This window comes from Paraliobacillus ryukyuensis, from assembly GCF_003315295.1.
Taxonomy (GTDB): domain Bacteria; phylum Bacillota; class Bacilli; order Bacillales; family Amphibacillaceae; genus Paraliobacillus; species Paraliobacillus ryukyuensis.
In genome coordinates this window covers 1-2,847 of the sequence record NZ_QNRI01000026.1, presented here as the reverse complement: position 1 = coordinate 2,847, position 2,847 = coordinate 1, and the positions used below count along the sequence as shown (strand labels likewise).

At 37.1% G+C, this 2,847-nt stretch carries 5 protein-coding genes; all 5 read left to right on the top strand.

Going from position 1 to position 2,847, the window contains the following annotated elements; genetic code table 11:
- The coding region (locus tag DES48_RS16060; protein WP_170126258.1) for a tail fiber domain-containing protein at positions 1 to 1,692 on the top strand (1,692 nt) is incomplete at its 5' end.
- Positions 1,692 to 1,862, top strand: a complete 171-nt coding sequence (locus DES48_RS16055) for a hypothetical protein (protein ID WP_170126257.1) — start codon at positions 1,692 to 1,694, stop codon at positions 1,860 to 1,862. The genes DES48_RS16060 and DES48_RS16055, both read left to right, overlap by 1 nt.
- Positions 1,849 to 2,076, top strand: a complete 228-nt coding sequence (locus DES48_RS15655) for a hypothetical protein (protein ID WP_147232421.1) — start codon at positions 1,849 to 1,851, stop codon at positions 2,074 to 2,076. The genes DES48_RS16055 and DES48_RS15655 overlap by 14 nt, the downstream gene beginning before the upstream one ends.
- 169 nt (positions 2,077 to 2,245) lie before the next feature.
- Complete coding sequence (locus tag DES48_RS15650; RefSeq protein ID WP_113870228.1) at positions 2,246 to 2,680, top strand: phage holin family protein; 435 nt, start codon at positions 2,246 to 2,248, stop codon at positions 2,678 to 2,680.
- 15 nt (positions 2,681 to 2,695) lie between these two features.
- On the top strand, positions 2,696 to 2,847 hold a 152-nt coding region (locus DES48_RS15645), incomplete at its 3' end, for a phage holin (RefSeq protein ID WP_113870227.1).

The window sequence follows — 2,847 nt, the reverse complement described above, 5'->3', positions numbered from 1 at the left end:
TTAAAAGCAGACAGTAGCAGAGTAGATACAGTTGCAGGTATTGTGGACGATCATTCTGCGACACTTAGCGTACAAGCTGATCAAATCGCAAGTAAAGTTGAAGCAAGTTACGTGGAAGGTGCGATTGGCGATTTAGAAATTGGCGTAAGGAACTATTTTGTCATTGCAGAAGCAACGGAAGACAAAATTCTTTCATGGAGTAATGGGCGTGTTGCGGGTGAAGTAGGAAGTTTACTTAGCGGGTATATAGAATGTTCTGTTGGAGATAAATTCAGCTGTAATTATCAAATAGACCAATTGATGTTTTACAACGCTAATCAAAAATATGTAGGTGCTTTAAGTTATCAAGAAAGATTTACCGTGCCAGATGAAAATTATAACTATCCTTATGGTCCTTCCACTCACCCTGCAAATACGGTGCCTGCTTTTTTCAGAATTGTTTTTAGATCTGATTTTTTAAATGGCAGGCCAAAAGAAGATGTTCAAGTCATGTTGGCTAAAGGTGACAAAGCTACCGACTGGACACCAGCGCCAGAAGATGTGCAAGCAGATATTGATGTCGTGTTAAACTATGCTGAATCTGAAATCACACAACTTGCTGATGAGATTGAATTAAGAGTAGAAAAAAATGGTGTCATATCAGCTATAAATTTATCAAGCGAAAGCGCCATAATTCAATCAGACAAAATTAATCTTGTCGGAGCGGTAAATGTACTATCTGATATAACAGGTGATTTAGGTGAAATAAATGCAGGTACAATTAACGGTGTTAATATAAACGGTTCTGTTTTTAATTCCACGACAAATAGCCGCAACTATACAACAATAGAAAATAACCATATTCATTCTGAGGGGGATTATTGGGATGAGTGGGGCGGTTCTGGTGATGGTACAAACAATATGTACGGTAATTTAGATATGAATGATGGAAAATTTTCTTTGAAATCTGGACAGGTTTTGTCAGATGGTTCACGTGAAAGTTGGTCTACCGAGGTTCTACTTAACAATATAGGTTTAGCTGTTCGTAATTCTACAGGCGGAGGAACATATATAGGCAATAGTGGTGATATTGGATTTGGTGATTGGTTCGATGGTAACCCGGATGCAAGTATATATTCTGGCGGTAACGACTTGATTTTAGATGCTAACGGAAAAATAGTTTTTCAAACAGAGATCGGCAGCACGTTACGCATGGACGGAGTACATTATATAGAAACCAACGCAATTGATCATAATGGCTCAGGTGCTTATTTATATTTACGCTCCCAACCAGGAGCAGGTTTAAGGGCAACAGAAGTTGGAACAACAAGCAATTTTGTTCCATTCCAAGCCAGTTCGTTTGATGTTCGTTCATTAGCAGAAAATAAACAAGATATAGCTTTGTGGGAAGATAATGCTCTAGAGATTATTAAGCAATCAGATTTGTATCAATATCGCTATATAAATGACGCAGTGCGTGGCGATGAAACTATGAAATATGGTTACGTGATCGGTAAAGATTATCATACACCTTCTATGCTTTTAAATGCGGAAGGAGATGCGATAAGCCAATCAGCTATGAACAGTTTATCTATCAAAGGTATCAAAGAATTACTTGGCATCACTGATAATCACGTAGATCGCATTAATTATCTCGAGATGGAGAACCAGGTACTAAAACAAAAAGTAGAAAAACTAGAGGAGGGGCTTTAATGCAACAAGATGTAAATAAAGTAATTGATGTGATTAATGCTGAATGGTCTCAACAGGTAAGTAATGCTAACCGTAAGATCGCGATTTTAACCGAGCAAAATGCTAGGTTACAACAAGAAAATGAGCAATTAAAATCTGAAAAAGAGGAGAGTGCTAATGATGGAGATTAATATTACAAGTGTAAACATGAATTATGTTAATGGAGCTGTCGATAATGTTCGCGTGAATTTTCGAGGTAACGATGATGAACGTACAATTACCGTTAATGGCTATATACCACTAACGCCACAAGAATTTAACGATAACAGTACAATCGATGCACTTAGAGATATTGTTAGACAAAAAGTATCAGAAAGAATATTGGAAGTTCCTGCACAAGCTTAAACGGCTTGTTTTTTTATACAGAAAAACGAGCATGCCTGTAACAGGCTCTCCTGCGCAACTAGGGAAGCGCAGTACTATATTTCTTCGACAGGTTAAGCTAGATACCTGTCGTTTTTTATATAAATGATTCGATTTAACTAGGGGGTAATCCAATTGAAGGAGAGGTTTAATGAATGGAAGTGGCGGTGTTAACTTGGAGCACATAGAAGCAGCCCGTTTATATTTGTTTGGTGACGTTAAATTTTTGCATTTATTGCTGCTTCTAATGGCTTTAGATGTAATAACAGGTATTTTCAAGGCGTGGAAAAACAAAAAACTATGGTCAAGGCGTAGCCTGTTTGGCTATGCGAGGAAGATATTAGTCTTAGTGGTCATTATCTTGGCAAATGTAGTAGATCAAATATTAATGCTTAATGGCGCAGTTACTTATGCTACTGTGCTTTTTTATATAGCAAATGAAGGCCTGTCTATTATTGAAAACTTAGCTGCAGTAGGCGTATTGGTTCCGCACGGATTAGCTGAACGGTTGAAAAAGATGGAGGGAGACAGTAAAAGTTTTTCGCAAGAATTTCAAGAGGAAATCAACAGAAAAGACAATGAATAAAAAGGAGAGATTAATATGAAAATCAATTGGAAAGTACGCGTGAAAAGCAAAACGTTTTGGCTAACTTTAGTGCCTGCTTTATTGTTACTAGCACAAATTGTAACAAGTTGGTTCGGATATAATTTTGCTGCAGATCTTGTTGGAGAAGAAATAACCAGATTTATTAA